At 43.2% G+C, this 24324-nt stretch carries 20 protein-coding genes; 3 read left to right on the top strand and 17 right to left on the bottom strand.

The genetic code is table 11. The features are described from left to right. Nucleotides 1-100 precede the first annotated feature (100 nt). From G9G53_RS06400 to G9G53_RS06320, 17 genes are all read right to left on the bottom strand, one after another. The gene (locus G9G53_RS06400; RefSeq protein WP_165146223.1) at nucleotides 101-1978 is read right to left on the bottom strand and encodes a glycosyltransferase family 2 protein; all 1878 of its coding nucleotides are present in this window, start codon (nucleotides 1976-1978) and stop codon (nucleotides 101-103) included. Between the two features lie 175 nt (nucleotides 1979-2153). Next, complete coding sequence (locus tag G9G53_RS06395; protein ID WP_165146220.1) at nucleotides 2154-2969, bottom strand: flagellin N-terminal helical domain-containing protein; 816 nt, start codon at nucleotides 2967-2969, stop codon at nucleotides 2154-2156. A gap of 151 nt (nucleotides 2970-3120) precedes the next feature. Beyond that, nucleotides 3121-3360 (bottom strand): carbon storage regulator CsrA, encoded by a 240-nt coding sequence (gene csrA / locus G9G53_RS06390; protein WP_029514583.1) that lies wholly within the window; start codon nucleotides 3358-3360, stop codon nucleotides 3121-3123. 2 nt (nucleotides 3361-3362) lie between these two features. Further along, a complete protein-coding gene (gene fliW / locus G9G53_RS06385) occupies nucleotides 3363-3815 on the bottom strand; it encodes a flagellar assembly protein FliW (protein ID WP_165146216.1) in 453 nt (150 codons plus the stop codon). Between the two features lie 93 nt (nucleotides 3816-3908). Then, nucleotides 3909-4478 carry a DUF6470 family protein gene (locus G9G53_RS06380; RefSeq protein WP_029514585.1) on the bottom strand — a complete coding sequence of 190 codons (570 nt, stop codon included), beginning with the start codon at nucleotides 4476-4478 and terminating at the stop codon, nucleotides 3909-3911. Between the two features lie 17 nt (nucleotides 4479-4495). Continuing rightward, nucleotides 4496-5416 (bottom strand): flagellar hook-associated protein FlgL, encoded by a 921-nt coding sequence (gene flgL / locus G9G53_RS06375; protein ID WP_029514586.1) that lies wholly within the window; start codon nucleotides 5414-5416, stop codon nucleotides 4496-4498. A 62-nt stretch (nucleotides 5417-5478) separates the two neighbouring features. Then, nucleotides 5479-7047 (bottom strand): flagellar hook-associated protein FlgK, encoded by a 1569-nt coding sequence (flgK, locus tag G9G53_RS06370; RefSeq protein WP_029514587.1) that lies wholly within the window; start codon nucleotides 7045-7047, stop codon nucleotides 5479-5481. Nucleotides 7048-7065: 18 nt separating this feature from the next. Next, nucleotides 7066-7566, bottom strand: coding sequence for a flagellar protein FlgN (locus G9G53_RS06365; RefSeq protein WP_029514588.1), 501 nt, complete (start codon nucleotides 7564-7566; stop codon nucleotides 7066-7068). A 10-nt stretch (nucleotides 7567-7576) separates the two neighbouring features. Continuing rightward, nucleotides 7577-7852 carry a flagellar biosynthesis anti-sigma factor FlgM gene (flgM, locus tag G9G53_RS06360; RefSeq protein WP_029514589.1) on the bottom strand — a complete coding sequence of 92 codons (276 nt, stop codon included), beginning with the start codon at nucleotides 7850-7852 and terminating at the stop codon, nucleotides 7577-7579. Between the two features lie 196 nt (nucleotides 7853-8048). Beyond that, nucleotides 8049-8459, bottom strand: coding sequence for a TIGR03826 family flagellar region protein (locus tag G9G53_RS06355; RefSeq protein ID WP_069009992.1), 411 nt, complete (start codon nucleotides 8457-8459; stop codon nucleotides 8049-8051). A gap of 743 nt (nucleotides 8460-9202) precedes the next feature. Beyond that, complete coding sequence (locus tag G9G53_RS06350) at nucleotides 9203-9670, bottom strand: LysM peptidoglycan-binding domain-containing protein (protein ID WP_039271509.1); 468 nt, start codon at nucleotides 9668-9670, stop codon at nucleotides 9203-9205. A gap of 384 nt (nucleotides 9671-10054) precedes the next feature. Next, the gene (locus tag G9G53_RS06345) at nucleotides 10055-10882 is read right to left on the bottom strand and encodes a ComF family protein (protein WP_238437802.1); all 828 of its coding nucleotides are present in this window, start codon (nucleotides 10880-10882) and stop codon (nucleotides 10055-10057) included. A gap of 86 nt (nucleotides 10883-10968) precedes the next feature. Further along, nucleotides 10969-13086, bottom strand: a complete 2118-nt coding sequence (locus G9G53_RS06340; RefSeq protein ID WP_029514593.1) for a DEAD/DEAH box helicase — start codon at nucleotides 13084-13086, stop codon at nucleotides 10969-10971. Nucleotides 13087-13286: 200 nt separating this feature from the next. After that, nucleotides 13287-13727: a hypothetical protein gene (locus G9G53_RS06335; protein ID WP_165146213.1), complete on the bottom strand. Its 441-nt coding sequence runs from the start codon at nucleotides 13725-13727 to the stop codon at nucleotides 13287-13289. A gap of 169 nt (nucleotides 13728-13896) precedes the next feature. Beyond that, nucleotides 13897-14619: a response regulator gene (locus tag G9G53_RS06330; protein ID WP_007432713.1), complete on the bottom strand. Its 723-nt coding sequence runs from the start codon at nucleotides 14617-14619 to the stop codon at nucleotides 13897-13899. A 4-nt stretch (nucleotides 14620-14623) separates the two neighbouring features. After that, nucleotides 14624-15784: a sensor histidine kinase gene (locus G9G53_RS06325; protein ID WP_013312293.1), complete on the bottom strand. Its 1161-nt coding sequence runs from the start codon at nucleotides 15782-15784 to the stop codon at nucleotides 14624-14626. Between the two features lie 47 nt (nucleotides 15785-15831). After that, nucleotides 15832-18549, bottom strand: coding sequence for a stalk domain-containing protein (locus G9G53_RS06320; protein ID WP_165146210.1), 2718 nt, complete (start codon nucleotides 18547-18549; stop codon nucleotides 15832-15834). A 266-nt stretch (nucleotides 18550-18815) separates the two neighbouring features. On the opposite strand from G9G53_RS06320, the gene G9G53_RS06315 reads away from it, so the two are divergent. From G9G53_RS06315 to G9G53_RS06305, 3 genes are read left to right on the top strand one after another with little or no spacing between them, the layout of a single operon-like run. Next, nucleotides 18816-20225, top strand: coding sequence for an efflux RND transporter periplasmic adaptor subunit (locus G9G53_RS06315; protein WP_165146207.1), 1410 nt, complete (start codon nucleotides 18816-18818; stop codon nucleotides 20223-20225). Next, nucleotides 20222-23338, top strand: coding sequence for an efflux RND transporter permease subunit (locus tag G9G53_RS06310; RefSeq protein WP_165146204.1), 3117 nt, complete (start codon nucleotides 20222-20224; stop codon nucleotides 23336-23338). Before G9G53_RS06315 ends, G9G53_RS06310 begins: the two co-directional genes overlap by 4 nt. A gap of 56 nt (nucleotides 23339-23394) precedes the next feature. Beyond that, nucleotides 23395-24297 carry a TetR/AcrR family transcriptional regulator gene (locus G9G53_RS06305; protein ID WP_029514598.1) on the top strand — a complete coding sequence of 301 codons (903 nt, stop codon included), beginning with the start codon at nucleotides 23395-23397 and terminating at the stop codon, nucleotides 24295-24297. Nucleotides 24298-24324: the final 27 nt, after the last annotated feature.

Genomic DNA, 24324 nt, shown 5'->3' with positions numbered 1-24324 from the left:
TTATATGCAGTTCCACATAAAACTATTTCTTGATGCAAATGTAACTTGAAAGTTCACTTTCCATATCAAGTTTGCACTAAAAAAATCTACTTCTATAATTCTAATCTACTGCCCATTTAGAAAGAGGAAATTTCAATTTAATGCTCTCTTTAATATTAAAAGAACCCTCTTGATCACCAACTTTTTCTGATAAGAAATAACAACTTTCATATGAGCTATAATCAGGACGAAATTCTAACAGTTTAGCATAGAAAAGCTGTGCATCTTGGTAATACTCAGAACGAAGGCAAACATCACCTAATATTTCGATGATTCTTACATTCCTTGGATATTGCTCAAACAGTTTAACTAATAGATCAATAGCTATCTCGTTGAAACCATAGGCTACAAGATGCTCACAGACTTTAACTTTTACATCAGCACTACCTTGCCACAAATAATTCAATATCATTTCAAATGTTTCGAACTCCTGTAATCGAATTAGATGCAGCAGTGTTTTCTCTAGCATCTTCTCGAGATGTGGTGTTAATTTAACATCATCTTCAGAAAGATCATTCATTATGATTTTAAATATATTTTTTTGTTCCTTTTGACTTAGATTAAGCAGTGTTATTGCTCTTCTCAATAGAGTTTCATCCTTGAGGATAATAGACAATAATAAAATGTCCTCTCCATTCCGCTCATCAATATCCGCCATTTCCAACCACAGGGCCTGCGCTCCCTCGTAGTCCCTAGCATATTGTCTTGCAGTAGCCATTACATTATCTTGAACAGTCACGTTATACTCTGTCAAATATCTTTGCAAGAGGGGGTGTCTCAATTGATACATCACTTCTAACAATTTTTCTAGCTGTCCGCTATTTGATATCGGATACAACTGGTTTGTACTTACGAATACTTCTTCTAATGGAACATTTGCTTTCTCTATAATTTTAAAATATTTCCCCATAATCGGCGCAAAGTCATTTTTCAGCTTAAAAGCTTCTAAAATATGTTTATAACTCTTCGTCAAATCATTTCGTAGTTCATACCATTCTGCTAATCTAAAGTGTGCTATATAACTCCCATGACCTTCCGTAACGGTAATGCCTTGATCACCGATATCAAGACACTTTGTCATCGTCGCTATTGCATCTCTATAGTATCCTATTTCCATAAAGTAAAGTGCTTGTAGATGAAGCAAGTCTACCTCTTTAGGATGAACAACTACTGCTTCTTGTAAAATTTGTAGTGCCTCATTGTACCGTTTCGTTTCCCCTAAGCTTCGACATAAAGTTATAATTAAATCTGAAGCGATCGTTAAGTTCTTACTCATTGGGTAAGCTCTCTTTAGAAAGGTTATTGCTTTTTCATATTTCCCAACCCACATATAGGTTCTTCCCATATTAAATAGGTTATACACCGTTGGGTTTTCTTCAACTTCCTTCAACATAAGAGGGAGATTTCTTTTGGCTTTTTCCCTTCCCTCCATCATTTCATCTGTATAGCCAGTATGCATAATAACAAGCCCGGCTTGTCCACTTATCAAATTACGTTTTTCGTCCATAATATTCAAATGTTCATGAAGACGGTTCTGATAATATAGGTCTTTACTATTTGAAAAAATTCGGATTGCCAAATGGTTTAAAGCACGTTCAAATGACATAATATTGTGTATTTTTGTGAAATAGTAGTCTGCACCTGAGGTGATTTCCTTTTGTAAATCAGCAGATCCTTCTAGATACTCGTCAGCGTCTAACACTAAAATATAGTCTGTAGTGGCATATTTAATGGATTCATTTCTGGCAGCAGCAAAATTGTTATCCCACTCCATATGATGTACATCATTAGTATATTCCTTAGCGATATTAACAGTTTCATCTGTTGAACCTGTGTCTACAATTACAATCTGATCTACTTTGTTCTTTACGCTATCAAGGCATCTTCTAAGATGCTCTTGCTCGTTTTTTACAATCATACATAACGCAATTGTTTTCATCATGTATTCCTCTCATTTCGCATTTACGAATCTGTTAGTATATATATCGGTTATTTGATAATTATAAGTTAGATTCGACTTATAAAATATGAAGGCAACAATAATTCCTTATATGTAAAATATAAACACAAAAAAACTGCTGAGAATAATCTCAGCAGTTCCATTAAGCAAAAGATTAACGAAGCAATTGAAGAACAGCTTGCGGTTGTTGGTTCGCTTGTGCCAACATAGCTTGGGAAGCTTGAGCAAGAATGTTGTTTTTCGTTTGGTTCATCATTTCTTTAGCCATGTCTACGTCACGAACACGGGATTCAGCAGCAGACAGGTTCTCGGAAGTAGTTCCCAGATTGTTGATTGTGTGCTCCAAACGGTTTTGGTTTGCACCCAATTTAGCACGCTCGGAAGATACCGATTTAATAGCAGCATCCAGAGTTGAAATAGCTGCATTAGCGCCTGTTTGAGTGGAGATAGAAACAGAGGAAATACCCAATGATGCAGCACTCATGTTACCAATAGACAATTTAATATTTTGGTCGATGTTAGCACCAATGTGGAAAACTGCACCGCTGACACCAGCGCCATCCAACAATTTTTTAGTATTGAACTCAGTATCCGTGGAGATACGTGTTACTTCTGTTGTCAATTCTGCTACTTCTTTTTGAAGTTCCTGACGGTCAGCATCAGTGTTTGTATCATTCGCAGATTGTACAGCCAGTTCACGAACACGTTGCAGGATGCTGTGTGTTTCGTTCAGTGCGCCTTCAGCTGTTTGGATCAAAGAAATGCCATCTTGAGCATTTTTGGAAGCCATATCCAAACCACGAATTTGACCACGCATTTTTTCGGAAATTGCCAAACCAGCAGCATCGTCACCAGCACGGTTAATACGAAGACCGGAAGACAGCTTTTCGATTGCTTTGTTTGTGTTAGAAGTGTTTGTGTTCAATTGACGGTGAGTGTTCATTGCAGCGATATTGTGATTGATAATCATTTTAAATTTCCTCCCTGAAGGTAAATGTCCCACATCCATGTGGTTTATTGTTGTTACAGCTATTCGTTGAAGTCGGCCGCCCCTCCGTAATAGCTTGTACTATATATATCGACATTCTCGTCGATCTTTTAATAGCATTTTAGGTTTTTTTTTATTTTTCGTTATTTTTATTTATCATCTTGCGTAAAGCATCCAAATTTGACTGCGTATGGGCAGCAGATTCACGATTGGACTCTTGAATGGATAAATAGATTTCTTTGCGAAAGATGTCCATCTGTTTAGGTGCTGAAATTCCTATACGGACAGTATCTCCCTCTACTCCGAGCACCGTCACCTCAATGTGATCCTGAATGATAATAGACTCGCCTTTCTTACGCGAAAGTACCAGCATGATTATTCACCTTCCTTTGAACGGATGGTTTTGTCTTCCTTAGTGGGTTGCAGTGAATGCTTGGTCGAATACGGAGACTGGTGCAAAACAACCTGCTTGGCTAGCCTATTATCGGGGTTGAATACCAAAGGTGCCAATAGATTGATCGTCGAGTTCTCTACCTGCTCATGTAATGTTAATATGCTACGAACGACTAAATTAGATTCAATCTCCAGTTCTTCCGTTTCACTATCAGGTAATTCAAACTCATATTCAGGATAAAAAATAAAAGGATCCACTAAGACAAAAGATAGTTCTTTCTGTTGAAGGGACTGGAGATAGTAAAAGGGAGCCTCATCCTGATCAAGCAACACAAATTCGGTCGTCTCCTCAAATCCCGGAATTCCTTTTTCAAAACGATATACCTCTTTTTCATTAACTTCAATGTCACCCCAAATAGATGTGGATATAATCACTAATATTCCTCCAATATTTAATCAGATATATACATTTTATTATAAAAAAAAGGCTATAGATGGCTTGAATAACCTCTATAACCTTAACTTATTTTACATCGCGACATCAATTTCAGGTGGAATATAGGCCACTGATGGATACTGCTGCATATAAATCTCCAGTTTCCCCCGAGTATACTCAATTTCTGGACGATTAACGGTCACATGCATTTCCGATACAGCAGGTGTAAAGGCAATATCAGGTGCACGCGTTTCAACATGAATATCAACATTATCCATAGATGCTGGACCCCTAAATTCAGGAAGCACATGCGTTTCAGTATCCTCTCCAAAAACATTGGCTATAGTATTCCCAGGAATGTGAATATCCGCCATCCGATTACCTTGCTCCACTTTATGTGCAAGAGCTTGTAAAAATATCTGTGGCACCCCTGAATAGATTCGATTATTCATCTCAAGGTAATTGCCACCGTTATAGGCAGAGAAGGCTGCACTTTGATCTATGGTCAGCTGTGGCTTATACTGATGAATTTCCAGTTGAGCACGGCGTGTCGTTAATTCCATATCTGCCGAGGGCTGTCGAATCGAATACTGCCCAGGGTCTGCGTCAATATGCAGGATAGCCGGAGTTTGCCGGATCTGAAGTGTCGGAATGATGGACATCTCTCCCCCTCCTTAGACTATCTCAAGAAATCAACCAATGATGCGGATATTATTTTAGCTCCAGCTGACAAAGAAGCATTGTAAATATTCTCTTGGATCTTGGAATTCATTAAAAGCTCAGCGTAATCCGCATCCTCCGTTTTAGACTGCAAGTCCGTTAAGTTTACTTCCAGATCGCTCAATCGGCTTTGCATTAACTCCACACGGTTGGATTTAGCTCCCATTTCCGACCGGACTTTCAGCATTTTGTCCATACGCGTATCAATATTGGCCAGTTGATCCCCACTCGCTTTAATATCACCACTTGCCAAAGCTGCAGATAGCTGATTAAAAATTGTAAATAAATTATCGGCATCCGTGCTTGTTCCTACGACTTCATTACCAGTAACGTTAATGGGCAAAGCTACATTTTCACCCACTATAAAATTAACATTTCCTGTATCCGTAGCAATGGATGCTGCGCCAGACGTATCATGCGTATTATCAGCATTCAAAGGGAGGTCATAAGGCTTCTTGTCGTAGGTTTGACCGTTGAATATATATTTCCCATTCAATTGGCTGTTCACAACATCAATCATTTGTTCCTTAAGCTGGCCAATTTCTTTATTGATGCTGTCCAGCGCAGATTGTGGATTAGTTCCCGTAGAGGCCTGTACTGTAAGTTCACGTACTCTTTGCATAATTTGGCCTGCCTGATCCATGACCGTATCATTAAAATCAAGCCAAGACACTGCGCTGTCCACATTCCGTTGGTATTGTTCATTTGAAGACAATTCAGACCTGTACCTTAAGGAATACGTAATCCCTACAGGATCATCAGAGGGCTTGTTCAGTTTACGTCCAGTCGCCATCTGGTTTTGCGTATTATTCATACGCTCAGAATTTCGATTCAAATTCAGCAGAAGCTGTGAGCTCAGCATATTGTTAGTAACTCGCATAATTACACCCCTCCGTAACTAAATACCACCTGTATATAAAAACACAAGATATTTAATCATCCTTATCTTCCCACTACACCTGTGGAGTTAATTAATTTATCCAATAATTGATCGAATGTGGTCATAAACCGAGCAGCGGCGCTGTAGGCATGCTGAAACTTGATCATATTGGACATTTCTTCATCCAGTGAAACACCACTCACAGACTGGCGCATAGTTTCAACCTGAGATACGAGGGCTGTCGAGTTTTGTGTCTGTCTTGTCGCCTCTTGAGCCTCTATACCCAACTGACCAACCATAGAACTGAAAAAGCTATCAATAGTAGCCTTGTTCCCTGTAGAAACAGAAGTGAAATTGTTTAATTTCAAATTGGACATGAGGGACGCCAATGTATTATTGCCTTTAACCAATTCCTCAGTAGGAGCAGTGCCTGTTACACGAAGGGATGCTGCAATGGCGTTAGGATTATCTACTATAGCAGTATTTAACGTGATGTTGCCTGCCGTTATCGCCCCGCCATTATTTGAAGCTACAAAAAAAGGTTTACCTGCAACCATATTACCGTTAGCATCTTTATCCTCTTGGGTATAACCCAATTGATGCAAACCATTAAGACCTTTAACCGTAACTGTTAAATCCGATTGAAGTGTGCGATTGGTCCCTGTATAAGTCACTCCGTTCAGTACAGTGCCTTCTGGCAATACTGAGCCTTTAGGTAGCGTTACAGAAATATCACCGTTGGCCAATGTATTAGCAAGGTTATCCATTTGTGCAGTATAATCTGCTACAAATTGATCTCTGGAAATGATCATTCCATGTATTTCGCCTCCTTGCAAATCATTGGAAGCAAAAGCAGCTTGTAAAAAAGCGCCGTTAATACCAGTAGTCGGTGCAAACCCAGTTACTAATGCTTGACCACCCATATTAACGTTGTAGCCTTGATCAGTATCAGTTACCGTTACATTAACGATCTTCGAAATTTTATCGACGATCAAATCACGCTGGTCACGTAGATCATTAGCGTTATCTCCCAAGCCTTCAATTTTAGTAATTGATTGATTCAGGTCCGCTATGGAGTTCACATAACTTTGTAGCTCGCTAGACTTAGCCTCCACATTTGAGGTTAAATCCGCAGATAGATTGCTTAACTGTTTACTCATATGATTCATTGCATCAGTCAACGCAAGCGCATTTTCTTTAACAATAGTTCGTGCGGTTACACTTTCTGGGTCTTTACTTAAATCAGACCAAGATTTATAAAAGTTATCCAAAACCTTGCGAATCCCTGTATCAGACGGCTCATTCATAATCTGTTGTAGCTTATCAAGTGTGTTACTTCTAATTGTCCAACTACCCAGCTCAGTATTTTCTCCGCGGTACTGACTGTCCAAGAACTTCTCACGAATGCGTTCAATAGCATCAAATTCAACACCTGTTCCCAACTGACCAGGCACATTAGAACGGTTAATACCATATGCCTCCATAGGTATAGAAGCTCTCATCTTAACCGTTTGCCGTGTATAGCCTTCTGTGTTGGCATTAGCTATATTGTGTCCTGTTGTATTTAAAGCTGCCGTTTGTGTAAAAAGGCTTCTTTTAGCTGTTTCTATGGAATGAAATGTGGATGGCACTCTATTTTCCTCCTCGGATCAAGCCTTAGTGTCGAACAATCCAGGTCGTGCAGGTTGATTACTTTTCTGATCTGGATGCATATAAGTCATCTCCTGATTAGGACGACCTACAAGTAGATCTAACGAGTAATCAATAAACACCAACGATTGCTCGATGAGCTTTTGATTGATTGCATTAATTTCCTTTAATTCTGAGAGAGTGTGGGATAAGCGGCTCTGGACACTGAGGAGTTTGTTCTTATCTTCAGGATCAAAAACAAGGCGTGCCAGCTCGGTTATAGTCAAGTTAAGCTGAGACTTAATACCACGTTCACGAAGAAGCTCAAACGAAAACTCCATACGAGCTTCCTCTAGCTGTTCCACCTGTTTAAGGAGTCTGGATTCCTGATTCAAATGCTGAACCAGGCTATCCATATCATTTTCCATAACAATTTTTTTCTTACTTTTAGCTAATTCTAATAAGATAAGATGCTTTTGATCTAGCTGCTCCAGCACATCAATCAAACGCTCTAAAGGCATATTCCTTCACCTAGCTTTCGGAAGACTGCTTGAAGTAAGGTAACAGCTTATCTGCAATTTTATCGGCATCTACACGATAGGTTCCCGAAGCTACTTGTTGCTTAAGCTCCTGAATTTTCTTAACACGATCTGCATCACTGCTGCGGTTCAGCATTTCCATCGCTTCCGGAGAAATCGAGACCTCGTCCTTGCGGCGAGACTTCTTAAGCTCCTCTTGACGTCCTGTTTCAATATTTCGTTGGTATGGATTAATAGCTCCGATGCGGTTGGTCTCGTTAATTTTCATAACTTCCACCTTCCTTAGTTATTTGATATGGTCAGAATGTATCAGACGACATAGCGTCGAACATGGTTCGTATTATGCCTCACTTCTTTATTTTGTGCATGGTTGCTAAAAATAAAAAAACCGATAAGCTCTATAAAGATTATCGGCGGTATTTGAAACTTTTTGAATAGCTGAATGCGTTTTTAATTCCCCTGTACTACTTTCCACGAAGTTTATCAATCGCGCTGTAGGTACCTGAGCCCATATTATTACTTTGATCCTGATTACTACTTTCGCGCACAGCCTGATGCAGGTCTTTAGTCAGACGTGTTCGACAAGAATCGCACATATGTCCTGCACGAATCGGTATCCCACATACCTCGCAAGGATACGTCATATTGGGCGCATTAGCAATGGAAATACGTCCCTCGCGTATAAATGTCGTGATTTGCTTTACGGATACCTCAGTAGCCTCCGAAAGCTCATGCATATGAATGCCCTTATTCTCACGTATATGTTTGACACAGCGTTCGTATTCAATCTCAATTTCTTTAATACAGTTCTGGCAGATTCCCCTGACGTTCATAATAAACAGCTTTCCACATCGAGGACAGTTATCCAAATTCATCCTCTGTAGCGCCCCTTTCCAATTTCCGATCTTTAAAATACTTTTATCCTTACATTACCTTATAATGGAGAGCCTCGTCTAGCAAATATTTCAAAAAGGGATTTTCAGATTTTACACAATCGCACATCTTATAAGTTATCATAATAAGAGTATAAGAGAGAAAGATCCATCAGTGAAATTTTATTAACATCTATATGCATCAATATGCAATGACATAAAATAAAGAAGCTCATGGAAGCTAATGTTCAGCCTATTGCATGTGTCTATTTATCGTCAAACATTGCTCCCTACTTTAGATAGAAAATAAAATAAGCGCCATTCCAGTTGTTTTCGGGAATAGCGCTTCATTATACAATTAAAATAGCTATATGAATATGAGTAAATGTAGAAATTAATTATCAAGATGAGGGAAAAACCGGGCGAAACAATCCTCAGAAGAATTCATGTTCACCTGTGCCCCGAATGACAATAAGAAAGTCCTGTAAATCCGGGGGAACGGCGCCATACGAATGCTCCGCACATGGAGTGTGGGTATTCATAAATCTCATGGACCTAACATCATCTCAACTTATAACCTATCTGAAATCAAGCTAGATGCACCAGTGGAAATTTGCAACCCAAAAAAACAAGCTATTTCACAAATAATTATTCAAAAAAGCATTGTTTTAATAGTGGCCTTCCCGTATACTATAGTCAAACGCTTGGTTTAAAAACCATACTTCATTATACATTTATAATAATAATTATTTATTTGTTTTTGTTTGCGGTACCTGCAGTTCTTGACCTACTTTAACCAGGTTGTTAATTTTAACCAATTCCTCAACAGTTACACCGTATTTCTCAGCAATAGAAGCCAGTGTTTCGCCCTCTTGAACATTTACTTTGATTGTATTTACAGTTGCTGGTGCTTCATTTGTAGTCGTTACTGGTTTTGTGGTTGTTGCTTGATTGTTGTTCTCAGTAGCTGGTTGAGCCGGTGTTACAGTTGCTGCATTTTCAGTAGTTTCAGTTTTAAAATACTTAGCTTCAAATGCTTTTTGTGCTGCTTCTTGCTGCTCTCTCATGATTTGGTCTTCCAATTGTTGTTTTTCGTAATCGGAGCCGGATTTCGCCATTACTTGACCTGTTGCAAGTGGACTCAACAAAGATACTGCACCCAAACTTACTGCCAACATGCTAGATACTGCTACTTTTTTCATAACGTTTTTCATGATTTGTTCTCTCCTCTTTTTAACTTTAAATTTTAATTAACTGCTTTACTACTGAGCGAGACACTCCCAATGTCCGCTCTTTAGTCATTAGCTAATCACTTATTACCAATCATGTTAGCTATCAACAGATAGAAATTGTACTCCTCTTTTCCAAAAAAATCAACCTCTAAATTGAAATATTCTGTTTTCATCCCTCACTTCCTTACTTTTTGTTTGTCTCTATATTTTTTATTATATACCTCTCTCTAGCTTGTTGTCAAATCCTGCTGATTGTACGGCTTAAAAGACTTTTTGCTCTATCATTTAACCCTTCTTTCAAGAGAATTATAACCTTTTTTTCATAGTTTCAAGCGAAATTTCATGGGGAATACCAGATATTTAGACTTATGATCTTGCTAAGGTCAGGCAAAAAATAGTCAAATGTATTCCTTGCTCTAATGCCTTTTCTCTCAAAACACGTGCACACGCCTGCAATGTGCTCCCCGTTGTATAAATATCATCAACAAGCAAAACGGTAACGGAAAGCTTATTTTCCGTAACACATTGAGATTTAGCTTTTAAAATAAAAGACTTCAGTAAATTTGTCATATTGGGGTGAACAGAAAACGCATTATTCATTGTGTTCATGCGTTCCTTTTTTGATTTAAAGCTTTGTTTGCCTGTATCTTGTGGACGAGCAAGTAAAGATAGGAAGGGGAGCTTATTCCGCTTAGCAATCTCTTCTGCCAAGATCCGAGCCTGATTGAAACCTCGCTCTGTCAGCCTCTTCTCACTTACCGGAACACAGGTCACTACATCCACACTCCACAAAGATCGCTTGAAACGAGAATGTTTAAGACCTGCAAACTCATACCTCATCGCCTGATAGGCTCGATTCATGATCTCACCCAGCAGGGAACCATACTTTTCATTCCCGCGATATTTGAACTGCCCAATCCATTCTCTCATCATCGGTGTATAGCTGGTTGCACTCCGATTGCACACATAGTAACGTACTAATCGGTCAAGCCTTACGCAATCCGGGCAAGACGTCGGACGTCCACAATAAACACAACGAATATCGTAAACCCAAGGAATTTGAAGTGAACAAGAAGTACAAATCCCGGGGAATTCGGAAAAACGCCCTGTGAGAGTGCCGCAAGCCATACATGTTTGGGACTGGCGATGGAATAACCAATTCAAAAATAGACGGGTTGTTGGAATCATCCCCATATCAGAATGCACCTTTCTTGGTAGCTTACGTACCGACATTGTTTCAGGTTTCACATTTCCAAAAAAACTTTTTTTATTTAATGCATTTAGTGCTTCGCCTCCTTCAGGTATCCTCTTTTCCGAGCCAGTTCATTCATACGTTTAATCTGTCTAATTGCTCTTTTTTGACCTCGTGTCCATTGGGGGGATGTAAAAATAACAACTCCACATGGGTCATCCTTGGACCTGCCCGCGCGACCAGCCATTTGGACAAGAGAGGCTTCATCAAAAAGACTACTGTCCGCGTCTAATACGTACACATCACTCCGTGGAACAGTTACCCCTCGCTCCAAAATAGTCGTTGTAACCAGAACACGTATTTCAGTAGCTCGAAATAAGCGTACTTTAGCGGTTCTTTCTTCATCCTGTGAGGAGGTGCCCGCAATAGGTACATAAGGCAAATGTTTAATCAGCAGCTTCACAAGTCCCTGAATATGTGAGATTCGTGTCACAAACAGGAAAACCTGTGCCCCACGTTGTATGGATACGCGTAGGCGTTGAATAAAGGATGCGGGAAGCCGACCTTTTTGCAGCCATTGTTGCACTGAAGCAGCCCCCAAACGAAATGGGACAGGTAGAGGATGACGATGAAAACGAACGGGAACCTTGGCGTGTGGCAGCAGACCTCGTGCAGCCTCTTTCTGCAAGGATTGCGGTGGTGTAGCAGACAAATAGATAAACTTCCCCTTCGGCTTACATACTGCTCGTGCAGCAAAGGCAAGCATAGGATCATTGTGATAAGGAAACGCGTCAATCTCATCAATCACAACCAAATCAAAAGCTTGACGATAACGCAATAGCTGATGTGTCGTTGCCAGTGTCAGCTGTCCCCTTTGCCAGCGTTCTGCGCTTCCCCCATAGAGCGTCACCATGCTCACATCGGGAAAAGCAATGGCCAAACGAGGGGCTAACTCCAGTACCACGTCGCGGCGTGGTGTTGCCACAAGTGCCGTTCCTCCGTGGTCTAGCACATATTGCAAGAGCGGAAACATCATTTCCGTCTTGCCTGCGCCCGTTACGGCCCAGAGCAAAAAACGCTCTACCTTAGTACCAGGCACCTGCTGATCAGCAGCGTTGTGCCTCGCACCTTCGCCAGGTTTCGGCGAAGGCTGCCTGCTACGGGCAAGGTTGCTGCTCTGCGAAGAGGCAGCTTCTGATCCCCGGCGCGCAACCATGCCGCGCCGGAACAACGCCCGGAGCCCACGGCCTTCCGGGCGAAAATGTCCCCGCACTTCGCCGTGCGGTGCGGCTAAAAAGCGCAGCGCCGCTTCGGCGGCGGCACGCTGCGCTGGGCTTAGCCCCCAGCGGTCGAGTTCCGTCGCCGGGGCTATGCCTGCTGTGCACGGCAGCGCGGGTTTCGCTGCACCGCGCAGCAGCAGCGAGCATTCACGGCTGCGTCCAAGTGCGAGACATGTCTCGCAGTAGGCGCACGCCTTACGGCCGCACGATGCGCAGCTCGTGCGGTGCACTATCCCGCTGCCACAACGGTTGCAGCGGAGTTCATGCGTACGCGCGGCAGACCAGCGCGTGCGAGGTGCTGGATCGAGGCCAGTAGCAAAGCTGAGTCGGCCTTGCAGATATGCAAGTTGTGCAGCGGATCGCCAAGTACGCTCCAAACCTGGCGCTGCCTCTGCCAGTAGCGCTTCGACTTCTGGAACGAGTAACTGGCGTCCTGACAACAAATTAGCCAGTTCATTCGCTTGTCGTGTTAAACACTCCCTCTCCAATCCATCCATTCCCGTGACGAGGTCCCTTTTTTGAATAGAACGTAAAACTCCCTTTGTTTCTCGTCTCTCATCCCCACTTTCTGTGCGAGAAGTCCAACCTTGTACATGATCCCAAATGCATATATTCTCTACTCTTCCAGATAAAATTCGTTCTCCGTCAAAAGGTTCAAGAGCCAGTTCACTTTTTAGCTGTGCGATAATATAAGCCCACCACTGCCGTTTCCCCCATCGCTCCATACCTACTAATTCCTTAAATGTTTCACACAGCTTTGTTCCCCAGGACAAGGGGAGCTCATCTCCTAATAACACCCACCTTTCGACAACATTCCCCTGCCCCTCATCTGGATTCATCCACCATGTCATATCTACTCGAATATCCACAGATAATCGGAGATTCCAATTCCCCTTATACCTCACTGCATATACTGCAATTTTCACCTTCCCCTTCTCCCCCCATTCATTACTTTTTGGGTTCTTATCACCCCAGAGAACAGCAAAAAAGCACACTTCTGTGGCTAATAGCCTGAAGTGTGCTTCACATCAAGTAGATCTCAACGATATCCCTGTTGTCTTGCCTATGCAACTGTTTATAAACATTTATATCCGATTTTGACCACGATGTCCACAATCCCCTGTTGCTAAGGAACAAGCGGAGCGTCCGCCAACGACTTGACTGTTCTAAGATCAATAACAACCTGCTTTTCACCGCCTGACTTCGGTAAAACCGGGTTCCCCGGTGAAAAACGACTTGAAATGACTGAAACATCCGTATGACTATAGCGCACTAGCCGTGTCAGAATCGGTAGCGTATCGTCCATAGATTCATCATCCAGTACCGTCACATGTAGCGGCCTCCGGTGCAGCCAGGCAAGTATGTTCAACGAACGCATCACCCATTCCACACGATCTCCGTCATTGGACGTAATCACAATATAGCGAATCGCGCGATGACCTGGAGATATCGCGCATGAATCTTCGCCATTGTGATAAGCCTGAACCGCCTGTCGTATATACATAAGATGCACGACAGCGGCCCCCACGCCGTATATAAGCAATATCCAAACCAAGTGAGCCGTCACGAGGGTTCCACCTCCTCCTATAGCGACAATATATGCCGTATAACAGGAAGAGGTGTCACGGTTATGTACTGGGTTTCTGTATGAGCGGACATATCGCCCGGAGTGAAAGACGGTACAGCATTCATATCTATTAGCAGCTGCATCGTCTAATGCATGGAAAAACTACACTTTACAGCGTAACCCATCCATATTTGATTGAGTTAATAACTGCTTGTGTACGGTCATCAACCTCCATTTTTTGCAAAATACTGCTGACATGGTTTTTGACCGTTTTCTCACTAATGAATAAATATTCACCGATCATCTTGTTGCTCTTACCTTCAGCCATCAGACGCAATACTTCAGCTTCACGACGGGTCAATGGATTATTTTCACCTGCGACAAACTTCACGCCGGCTTCCTTCGTATGACCTTCAGCCATAGCCCCTGTTTCATTCAAGTAGGTCATCCGGCGGAGTTGCTGAATGAGCTTACCTGTTACCTTCGGATGGATAAACGCATAGCCTTCATGAACCGAACGAATAGCATTAATGAGGGACTCGGCCTCCATATCCTTTAACAGATAACCATTGGCTCCCTTGCGCAACGTCTCAAATACATAGCTTTCATCATCATGAATGGATAAAATGATAACTTTGACATCCGGGAACATCTCACGCAGTTTTTCAGTTGCCTCTACACCATTTTCGATTGGCATATTAATGTCCATCAGAACAATATCCGGTTTCTCTACGTTACAGAATTCCAACACTTGAATACCATCACCACATTCTCCGATGACCTCAATGTCGTCCTCCATATTCAAAATACGTTTAAGCCCTTCACGGAACAACTGATGATCGTCCGCTAAGAGAACTTTAATGGGTGCATTGCTAATTTCCTGATTTTCCATGTTGTTACTCCTTTCCCTTTTCCACGTTGGTTGGGATATGAATCACTATCTTGGTGCCTTGATTCTCAGCTGATTCGATCTCCATTCTCCCCTCGAGCAGTTCAACCCTTTCCCGCATACCAATCAGACCAAAATGCCCATGATCTTTGCTTTTTTGCTGAAAAAGCTCTGGCTTGAAGCCCAAACCATTATCCTGCACCACGATTTTTACAAGCTGCGCCTGATAGGTAATCTCAACAAGCACATAGGTAGGATAAGCATGCTTGGCAGCGTTGGTCAAAGCTTCCTGGATCAGACGGTAAATGGCTGCTTCCATCGCGGAAGAGAGACGGTGTTCCTTGCCCCTTGTTTCAAAAAGCGATCTAATCTTCGTTTTTTCTTCAAAATCCTGCACATATTTCCGGAGCGTCGGAATAAGTCCCAGGTCATCCAGGGCCATAGGACGCAAATTGAAAATGACCTTTCGCATTTCCTCAAGACTGGAGCGAACCTGTTTCTTCAAGTCTACTATTTCGTCCTGAACCATCTTAAATTCCTGCTTGGCGATCATTCTTTCCACAATTTCCGTCCTAAGCACTAGATGCGCAAGGAGCTGCGCAGGTCCATCGTGAATTTCACGGGATATGCGTTTACGCTCCTCTTCCTGAGCCAAAATAATTTTCAGACCAATAAACTGCCGGTTTTTAGCCGATTCGATGATCCGCGTCACTTGTCCCAATTCGCCCGACAAATATTCCAGCACGACTCCCATCTGCGAACCGATGGTTTCGGCGCGCTCGACAGAAGCCTCAACACTTTTGGCCCGCTTTTGAAGATCATCTCTTCTGGCTTTGAGATACATTTCCTTCTCGCGGAAAATCATCACATCGAGTTGAAGCTGTGTTGCCTTCTCATAAGCCTGCTTGATATCCTCTTCCGAATAGCGAACGAAGTCACGGCTGACCTCAGTCAACCGAATGCGGGACCGCCGATAGTTCATTTCCAGCTGGTCCACCTTTTCGATCGTTTCTGCTGTTTCCTTCAAGACGCTCTGGAGCTCCTGATTTAACGTGACCAGCTCGGTCCGGGCCGTGTCCAATATTTCGAACATCTGATATTTGCTGTTCTCCATCACCTGGATGGCATTTTTAATGACTCGGTCTATGATATCGGCTTGAAAGTCCACAAATGTTCTACTCCAATCCTAGCATTTCAAGTATATATCATACCATATCATGATTGAAGGGTGATGGTCTTCGTTTCTTGTTCCCATTTTACAGTCATTCCTAACTGCTCAGACACGAGTCTCAACGGGACTAAAGTCCTACCCCCTAGCACAACGGGTGCAACATCAGTACTTTGACGCTTCCCGTTCAGAACAACTTCTTTTTTCCCTACGGTCAAATCCATCAGCACACCGCCGCGCATAACGGTGATCCGTTGATCGCCCGCATTCCATTTGGCTTGTCCGCCAAATGCGTCCAGCACATACTTAATCGGAACATACGTTGAACCATCGCGAGTCATCGGAGCTGCATCAATTGTTGTAGGTGTTCCGTTTACTGTCATTGATTTTTGTCCGATCGTCATTTGAGCTGTTCCCTTTTTAAGTCCTTCTGTGCCGACCGTTCCCGGTGTATTAAAAGAAATATTATCAAAAGCAACATTGCCTGTTTTAGCACGCTCGTCCTGACCTTCCGCCACATTGACCACATAAAGACGTTTCAGCTTCGCTGGATACGAAATATTCAAACCGCTCATATCTGCATTAATGGTTTTCCAACCGTTCCAGTCGATCACTTTAGCGAGATCAATATATGCTGTTTTGCCTTGGGCATCCTCTAGCTCCGCACGCAGCCAGTTCAGACTCTTATCCCCTCTGACATCAATTGAGATGGAAGTAGCCGCCTGTTCAAGCGTTTTCCCGGACGTGCCGTTCAATTGGGCGTAAGCATACATTTTACCACTGCCATTTGTCATATCGTAGTTCAGTTCCAGCACTTTGGAATTGGCATGGTCACCATCTCCTTGTACAACAGCCACTGTGCCGGTAACACCTTCCACATTCGAAGTAAAATCAACCGGATACGAAACATTTTCGAAGTTCTCCCAATTGTTTGTACTTGCTCCGCCAGCAGACAAGAAGACGACAGCGCTGAAACCATCATAGCGACCGATGGCATAGCCCGTTTTCACGCCTGCATCCACCGTATTTACTGTAAGTTGATTGTCCTTAACGCTTCCCTTAAAGCCAATGAACTCCCATTTGAGCGCATCTGACGTAATGCTGACACTCTGTCCATCTTTTGTCTTTGCCGTTACCGGTACAGCGATTTTAGCTCCAGCGGTAAGCGAGCCAGTTCCACTTCCTGCGGTGAGTGATGAAATTTCATCTGCTCCAAGCACGGTGACCTTAGTTGTAGCGCTGGCTGAGCCACTGGATGCCGTTAAAGTAGCCGTTCCCGGTTGGGCCCCCTTCACAACGCCGCCGCTCACTGACACAACAGCCGGGTTGCTGGACTTCCACGTCACTTGTACTTTTGAGGTATCGAAGGGATTGTAGTAGTTGTCATAGCCTTTGAAGGAATAGCTTCCGGTCTGACCAATCAGCAGCGTTTTATTGCCCTTGATGGTGAAACCTTTGAGCGTTCCTTTAGGAGCATTGGTATATACCCCCACTCCATTTACGATACTACGTTGCTCTGTACCATATTCCGTATTGAACGTAAGTCCCGCTGTCGTATCCCCCAAATCACGAGTCACCATGGTCGTAGAACCGCCCCCATCGAGGTTCATACCCTTCCAAACGCCAATATCTTTCATCAGCGTTTGCAGCTCGCTCAGGGATACACCAACGCTGTTCCCATTCTTCTCAACGGCAATGACATAAGCGTAACGCTTGTCACGGGAATATCCCAAAGCTGTACGCGCACGCGTCCCGCCTATGCTTGTTGTGCTCCGGGAAAAAGAGGTTTTCTGACCGTCATTTACTAATATGGTATGTCCACCAATCATCATCTGAAGGTTGGAAGGATCTACTTCACTCCCTGTCGATTTAACACGAAGGCGATAGCTTGTTTCTACCGTCTGTCCCACGGTCAGATGCGCTTTGGCATAATCAGCCGCTTTACCGTGAGTACGTAAAATATAGCCATCCTGCGGAACGGTCATATTCAATGTAGCATTGTCGGAGACTTGCGTAACCACACCATTTTGTACCAATACCTCGGTAGGCGTTGTCGAACTGTTTTTGGGCCGCTCAATTGCTTTCCAAGCAGATGTATAAATATACATAGCATTAGAGTGACTATAACTGCCCCCGCTCGTCTCAGGCGAATACGAAGCCTTGTTCATCCCCGCCAAAGAGAAAGACGACCCGTCTCCAGCTTTTACTGTTCCTTCAAAAGTAAACTGCTCCACCATCGGAGAACCATCTCTGGTTACAGCAAAGGCATACATGCCCGTTAAATCAGATGGAGTAGACATCAACACACCCTTGGATACTTGTCCACCGATCGGAGCTCCCTCGCTTGAGGTATTAAAATAATCCCCGTTTACACCAGCAACCGCTCCAGTCTCTTTTGCCATGCCGCCTGTGCTCTGCCGGGTCGTAAACTGTCCATTCTTCCCCGTCATGACATCCAGCTTAACGTACGGATTTTGCAAGTCTACTCGAATGATATCAGCCAGTGCTGTTCCTTTGGACCCTTTAAAACGATATTTCAATAATGTTGCACCCGAAGTAATGATCTCTTCGCCCAATTTTACAGTCGAACCAGAGGTTGCACTTGCGATTGGAGCAGACATCCAACCATTTAAGGGAATTAGAGCCCCCGTTCCAGCAACCGGACCGACCCATAATACCCCTGCCAGTGTTAACACGGCCCATCTTTTAGCGATTCCTCTGCCATTAACTTTCACTTCACTCTGTTTCTTATTACTTAAAAACATTTGGATAATAGCTCCCATCTTCAATGTATTTAAACGGTTTTGTTCCGCGCATGTACTCTATCAATAAACAAAAAAATCCTCTTATGTTAATAGACTTATTATATAGGCAAAAGTTACGAAAGTCCCGTCAACTAATTCATAAAATCTAAAACGATGAATTGACGAATGCAATATCGGCGCACTATAATACATTTGAACTCGTTAGTTCAAATAATACTTATTAGTTCACTTCTCTAATTATGACCCTATCGGAAGGATTGATAATCATGAATAAACAACGGGCCATCATCATATCAACTTTATCCCTGTGCATCGCAATGACCGGATGTTCTACAGAAAAAAAAGATGCCGCTCTAGGTTCATCTGTACAGCCAACCGTTGTGCGGACCGCAATCGTCAAATCAACGCCACTTCATACTGCCTATAACTTGTCAGGCACTCTTCAAGCCTATGAAGAACGTACACTGGCTTTTCAGAACGGAGGTATCGTCGCTAGCGCAGAAATCACTACCGGGACGGCTGTACAGAAAGGTACAACCATTGCCCGTCTAGATGACGCTGACTATAGACTGCAGGTTGCACAGGCGACAGCCTCCATTTTGGAGGCACAGGCTGGTATTGATAACGCACAGGCTAATTTACAGGCTGCTACCTCCGCAATTCAATCCGCCGATGCCGGCATTACAGGAGCTCGCGCGAATGTTAACAAGGTCAATAAAGGCGCACGTGCTCAAGAGAAACAACAAGCGCAAGCTACTGTAGATAAGGCACAAAGCGCTTATAACAAGGCCAAGACGGATAGCGAGCGTACACAGAAGCTGTTTGAGGCAGGCGCTGCTACCGCATCAGATAATGAAAATGCTCGCCTGAATGCTACCGCAGCCCTGAAAGACCTGGAACAAGCCAAGGAATCCCTGTCCCTTTTGCTGGAAGGGGCCACAGCCGAAGATCATCAATCCGCCCAAGCTTCCTTTCAAGATGCGCTTGCAGGTAAAAGCAAAGCCCTAGCGGCCAGTGAACAGGCTGTGGCTTCCCAAAAACAAGCCCATGCCAACTACGAAAAAGCCCTTGTTGCCAAGGGGCAGGCAGAACTTGCACTTTCACGCACACGTCTAATCTCTCCTGTGAACGGTGTAATCTTAGACAAAATCGTGAATACAGGTGATTTGGTCGCGTCAGGGCAAGCCGTCTATCGCATAGGCTCCATCGACCGCCTCAAAGTACTACTTCCTGTACCAGACAGTGAAATTAAGGATTGGAAAAAGGGTCAACAAGTAGAAGTAGCGCTCTATGAAGAGACCCGTCAAGGTACGGTGTCTAACGTCTATCCTTCAACCAGCACCGACACAGGAAGGGTTAACGTAGAGATTGTTATAAACAATCCACAGCGAGACTGGTTACCCGGTCAGGTCATTAAAGCTGCTCAACAGGTGACCGACAAGAATGGGATTCTCGTTCCTGCCGAAGCAGTCATTAACACGGGAAGCAAGCCTTTTATTTTCAAAGACATTCAAGGAAAAGCTGTTAAAACCCCTGTGGAGCTTGGTAATCAGGTTGTAGATAATCAGTTGCAAATCGTATCGGGACTTCGTGAAGGCGAACGTATTATCGTTAAAGGGGCAGAAAACCTGTTTGATGGAAATGCGATTCAGTCGGAGGAAGGCGGACGCCCATGATTGAGTACATCGTAAAAAAACGAAAAATTACATTGCTGTTTTTTGTCATGCTGATTTTGGTCGGAATCTTCGGTTTTTTCCAGTTACCACAGCAGGAAATGCCGGATGTCACCATACAGAATGCTATGGTAACAACAGTCTACCCTGGTGCTTCACCACAAAAAGTAGAACAAACCGTAACTAAAGAGCTGGAGAAACGCATTAAGGAAGTTGAAGGTGTTAAAACGATTAATTCGACTTCTGGTAACGGATTCTCCTCTATTTTAATTGAATCCAAAAACGGAGTTGATCCTCAAACGGTTTGGGATGATATGCGTAAAAAAGTGCAAGATGCACAAGCGGATCTTCCTCAAGGCGCTGAAGTGCCTGTTGTAAATGACAAACTAACCAGCTCTTTTATCGGCTCCTATGCCCTGACGGCTGACTCTTCCGCACCGCTGTATAAACTAAATGATTTAACAACGACTTGGAAAGATCAGCTCAATACCATTTCTGGCGTATCTAGCGTCAAATTCAATGGTCTCCCTGATCAAGAAGTACGTGTCCATATTGACAATCAGAAACTTCAGCAATACCAGCTTTCGTGGGGACAAGTGGCTCAAGCGGTTCAGGCTCAAATTGATCGGGTCCCTACTGGTAATATTGAATACAACGGACGTACCTATCAACTTATTGTTCGCGAGACCGAAAAAGCTGATGAATTGAATCAGGTCCTTTTGACACGCACCAAAGAGGGTAATCCTGTTTATTTAAGAGATATCGGCACAACGGAACTGGCCCATCCTAATACAGAATACTTTGCCTATGTAGAGGGTAAACCGGCCATTACGTTAAGTATTGGAGCAGAAACAGGCACAGACATCCCTTCTATGAGCGAAAAGGTCAATACCAAGCTCAAAGAACTGGAGAAAACACTTCCCGCAGGTGTTCACTTTCAAACTCTTTTTGCACAAAAGGATCAGGTAAGCCATATCTTTGACGACTTAAAGCGTGAAACGATTCTTGCGATTGTGGCCGTTATTCTCGTTTGTATGTTGGGGCTGAATTTGCTCACCTCTGCATTTGTTGCACTGGCCATTCCTATTTCGGTTTCGATTGCCATTATCTTTTTGCCTATGTTCGGCATCACTCTAAATCAGATTTCCGTTGTCGGTCTGATCATCGTACTCGGCATACTCGTGGATGATGCCGTAGTTGTAAATGATAATATTGAGCGTAGACTTACGGAATTAGGAGAATCACCCTCAGTCGCAGCTGTAAAAGGTACCAAAGAGGTCATGCTTTCTATTTTGGTTGCAACTCTGGCTACCATCTCAGCTTTCGCGCCATTGTTGTTTCTTCCTGGAAATGTAGGTGCCTTTATTAAACCTATTCCTGCTATTGTCTCCCTGACCATGCTTGCCTCTATGATCATGTCGCTCACCATCATCCCTATTTTTCGAGAATGGTATGAGAAGCGCAGACAGGCTCGTCACCCTCAGGGTAAATCTAAACCAGCAGGCTTGCTCGGCCAGCAGATTCATTCTTTAAACAAGCTCTATTCACAAAAACTGATGCCTAAGGTCATTCAGCGTCCCTTGTTGACAGCCATGGTCGGACTCATGCTTGGAACAGCCGCCTATGGATTAGTTCCCTTTACCTCAGTTGAACTTTTTCCTGAGTCGGAAGATCCTCATGTTGCACTAAATGTAAAAATGCCTGTAGGCACTTCAATTGCGGAAACCGACCAGGTCGTTAAAGACCTTGCAGGCTGGGTGAAAAAGCAACCTGAAACTTCCAAGGTCGTCTACAGCGCTGGAGGGACTGCCCCACAACTGTTTAGTGACATTAATAGTTCGGGTGGAAATATTAGTTATAACGAAACGGTGGGGCAGATTGCTGTCGTCGGCAAAGAAAACGTATTCGATCTCAATACGACAGTTGATGCTTGGGAACAACATGTTAAGAAATCCTATCCTGGAGTTACAGTTACGATGTATGTTCCTCGTCTCGGGATTCCAGTGGGTAAGCCCGTTTCTATTCGTATCTCAGGTCAGGATCTGAATGAACTGCAAACTCTTGCCCAAAAGGCAAAGGAGCAGATCGCGACAGTAGAGGGCACAACAGGCATCGTGGATGATATAGGAATTGAACGATATGCACTGGAGCTTGAGGTCAACAAACAAGCGATGGATCAATACCTGGTAAGTTACACAGATTTGACTCGCACCCTGCTTCTATTAAAAGAAGGAGCCCAAGTCAGCCAATTTGATACTGGAAACAGTCTGGTGGATATTAAAATGTATTTGAATCACAGCGACGAGGAGCCAAGTAAGCTTTTCCAACAATTAAGTGTAGTTAATGCAGCTGGTAAGCAAATTCCATTAAACCAGCTTGTCCAGATTAAGCCGTCATTTGCTATTCAGCAAATCAAGCATTACAATATGGAGCGGACGATTACGGTGGAAGCCGATTTGAACGGACGAACTGCAAGCGAAGCGATGGTTGATGTTGAAAGTAAGCTGGCGCAAATGAAGTTCCCAGAAGGCTACAAATGGGAGGTTGGTGGGGAAACCTCTGACCAATCGACCATATTCAAGGACTTAGGACAGCTGGCTATCGTTGTAGTCTTGCTCATTTTACTCTTGATTACTATGCAATTTTATTCTCTCTCCATTCCTATTATTATTATGACGACCGTGTACCTGGCAGCAGCCGGCGGGATTATTGGTATTTTCTTAACCGATATGCCTATCGGTTTTATGAGCATCATGGGAATCATTGCACTCGCGGGCATTGTTGTGCGGAATGGGATTGTGTTAATTGAATTTATCGAGGATGCACGACATGAAGGAATGGAATTGAAGGAAGCCGTAATACAGGCGGCCGCCGCTCGCTTCAGACCGATTTTATTGACATCCTTGGCAGCCATTGTAGGTATGATTCCGTTGGCACTATTGGGAAGCCTGCTCTTTAAGCCACTGGCGTTTACCGTCATTTTCGGTTTGTTATTCTCGACCTTGTTAACCTTGTTTGTCGTGCCGTCCTTGTATATGATCATGGCCAAATACAAGATGCGCCGTCAACTCAAAAGACAGCAGCACACAGTTATCACACCTGATCAATCTTTATGATGTATGAAGTGAGTTCGCATGCTGTCGAGTTAGTCGGTCCCTAGGGGGAAGTATGTATGGAAAGCAAAAAAAATGATATTTTACAGGCCGCCATTCGGCTGTTCTCCAGAAAAGGCTATTATTCAACATCTGTTGAAGAAATCGCCAAAGAAAGTGGGATGGCGAAGGCATCCTTTTATAAATATTTTCAGGGAAAAGAAGAACTCCCTCTAGAAATGTGTATCATTCTGGAAAATAATATTGAACAAGACATCCGGGCTCTCTACAGTAAACCTGATCTTTCTAAGCACGATAAACTACACGGTTTTATTGTACTTTACTTGAAAAATCTCGTTGAAAACAAAGTGTATCTCATGATGGATCTTCCTGAGCCTTCCATGCTTATTTTCCAGAATGAACAACTTAATTACGCATTCGAGAATCATGAATACAAATTGTACAGATGGGTTCGCGACTGCCTGATTGATATTTTTGGACCGAGCATTGAAGATCATGCATGGGACGTGACCTTTGTACTTAAAAGCATTGTGTTTGAATATATTCGCTTCTTTGCCGATCGCATGAATGATGAAACGATTGAACATCTGACACAGTTTATTATCTTCTTATCCAGTTCCTTGGCAACCAGCCTGAACAATGCTGATTCAGCTCCACATTTGTTCTGGAGCAAGCAAGGCTGGTTACCCGAAAGTGCTCTAAGTAATCCTTTTGATCAAGGCCGTCAAATTAACAGCCTTCTCCACTCTTTGGAAGACAGTATACTGCTGTCTTCTTGGAGTTCAGAGGAGAAACAGGAGTGTCAGCAAATCTACGCTCATTTAAAGGAAGAGGCTCTGAAATCGAACCCTCAGAAAGGTCTCCTGAAAGCCCTTTTTGCGTATTTGGAGCAGTACAAGGAACTGCAAAAGGTTTGTCGTTTACTTAAAAATTTATTGGACCATGCTCCGATATCCGAGTAGTCACTCAGCATTCGGTACATCAGAACA

Source organism: Paenibacillus sp. EKM206P (assembly GCF_011066155.1).
Lineage (GTDB): Bacteria > Bacillota > Bacilli > Paenibacillales > Paenibacillaceae > Paenibacillus > Paenibacillus polymyxa_D.
The sequence above is the reverse complement of the archived record's forward strand: the minus strand, read 5'-3'. Positions and strand labels throughout refer to the sequence as shown.

Excerpts from the sequence above, each read along its gene's own strand:
- G9G53_RS06345 (WP_238437802.1), bottom strand. The coding sequence starts at position 10,882 with ATGGGGATGATTCCAACAACCCGTCTATTTTTGAATTGGTTATTCCAT.
- csrA (WP_029514583.1), bottom strand. The coding sequence starts at position 3,360 with ATGCTGGTACTTTCGCGTAAGAAAGGCGAGTCTATTATCATTCAGGAT.
- flgL (WP_029514586.1), bottom strand. The coding sequence starts at position 5,416 with ATGCGAGTTACTAACAATATGCTGAGCTCACAGCTTCTGCTGAATTTG.
- G9G53_RS06305 (WP_029514598.1), top strand. The coding sequence starts at position 23,395 with ATGGAAAGCAAAAAAAATGATATTTTACAGGCCGCCATTCGGCTGTTC.
- flgM (WP_029514589.1), bottom strand. The coding sequence starts at position 7,852 with ATGAAAATTAACGAGACCAACCGCATCGGAGCTATTAATCCATACCAA.
- G9G53_RS06310 (WP_165146204.1), top strand. The coding sequence starts at position 20,222 with ATGATTGAGTACATCGTAAAAAAACGAAAAATTACATTGCTGTTTTTT.
- G9G53_RS06350 (WP_039271509.1), bottom strand. The coding sequence starts at position 9,670 with ATGAAAAACGTTATGAAAAAAGTAGCAGTATCTAGCATGTTGGCAGTA.
- G9G53_RS06395 (WP_165146220.1), bottom strand. The coding sequence starts at position 2,969 with ATGATTATCAATCACAATATCGCTGCAATGAACACTCACCGTCAATTG.
- G9G53_RS06355 (WP_069009992.1), bottom strand. The coding sequence starts at position 8,459 with ATGAATTTGGATAACTGTCCTCGATGTGGAAAGCTGTTTATTATGAAC.
- G9G53_RS06380 (WP_029514585.1), bottom strand. The coding sequence starts at position 4,478 with ATGTCCATCATTCCGACACTTCAGATCCGGCAAACTCCGGCTATCCTG.
- G9G53_RS06330 (WP_007432713.1), bottom strand. The coding sequence starts at position 14,619 with ATGGAAAATCAGGAAATTAGCAATGCACCCATTAAAGTTCTCTTAGCG.
- G9G53_RS06365 (WP_029514588.1), bottom strand. The coding sequence starts at position 7,566 with ATGCCTTTAGAGCGTTTGATTGATGTGCTGGAGCAGCTAGATCAAAAG.
- G9G53_RS06400 (WP_165146223.1), bottom strand. The coding sequence starts at position 1,978 with ATGAAAACAATTGCGTTATGTATGATTGTAAAAAACGAGCAAGAGCAT.
- G9G53_RS06315 (WP_165146207.1), top strand. The coding sequence starts at position 18,816 with ATGAATAAACAACGGGCCATCATCATATCAACTTTATCCCTGTGCATC.
- G9G53_RS06320 (WP_165146210.1), bottom strand. The coding sequence starts at position 18,549 with ATGTTTTTAAGTAATAAGAAACAGAGTGAAGTGAAAGTTAATGGCAGA.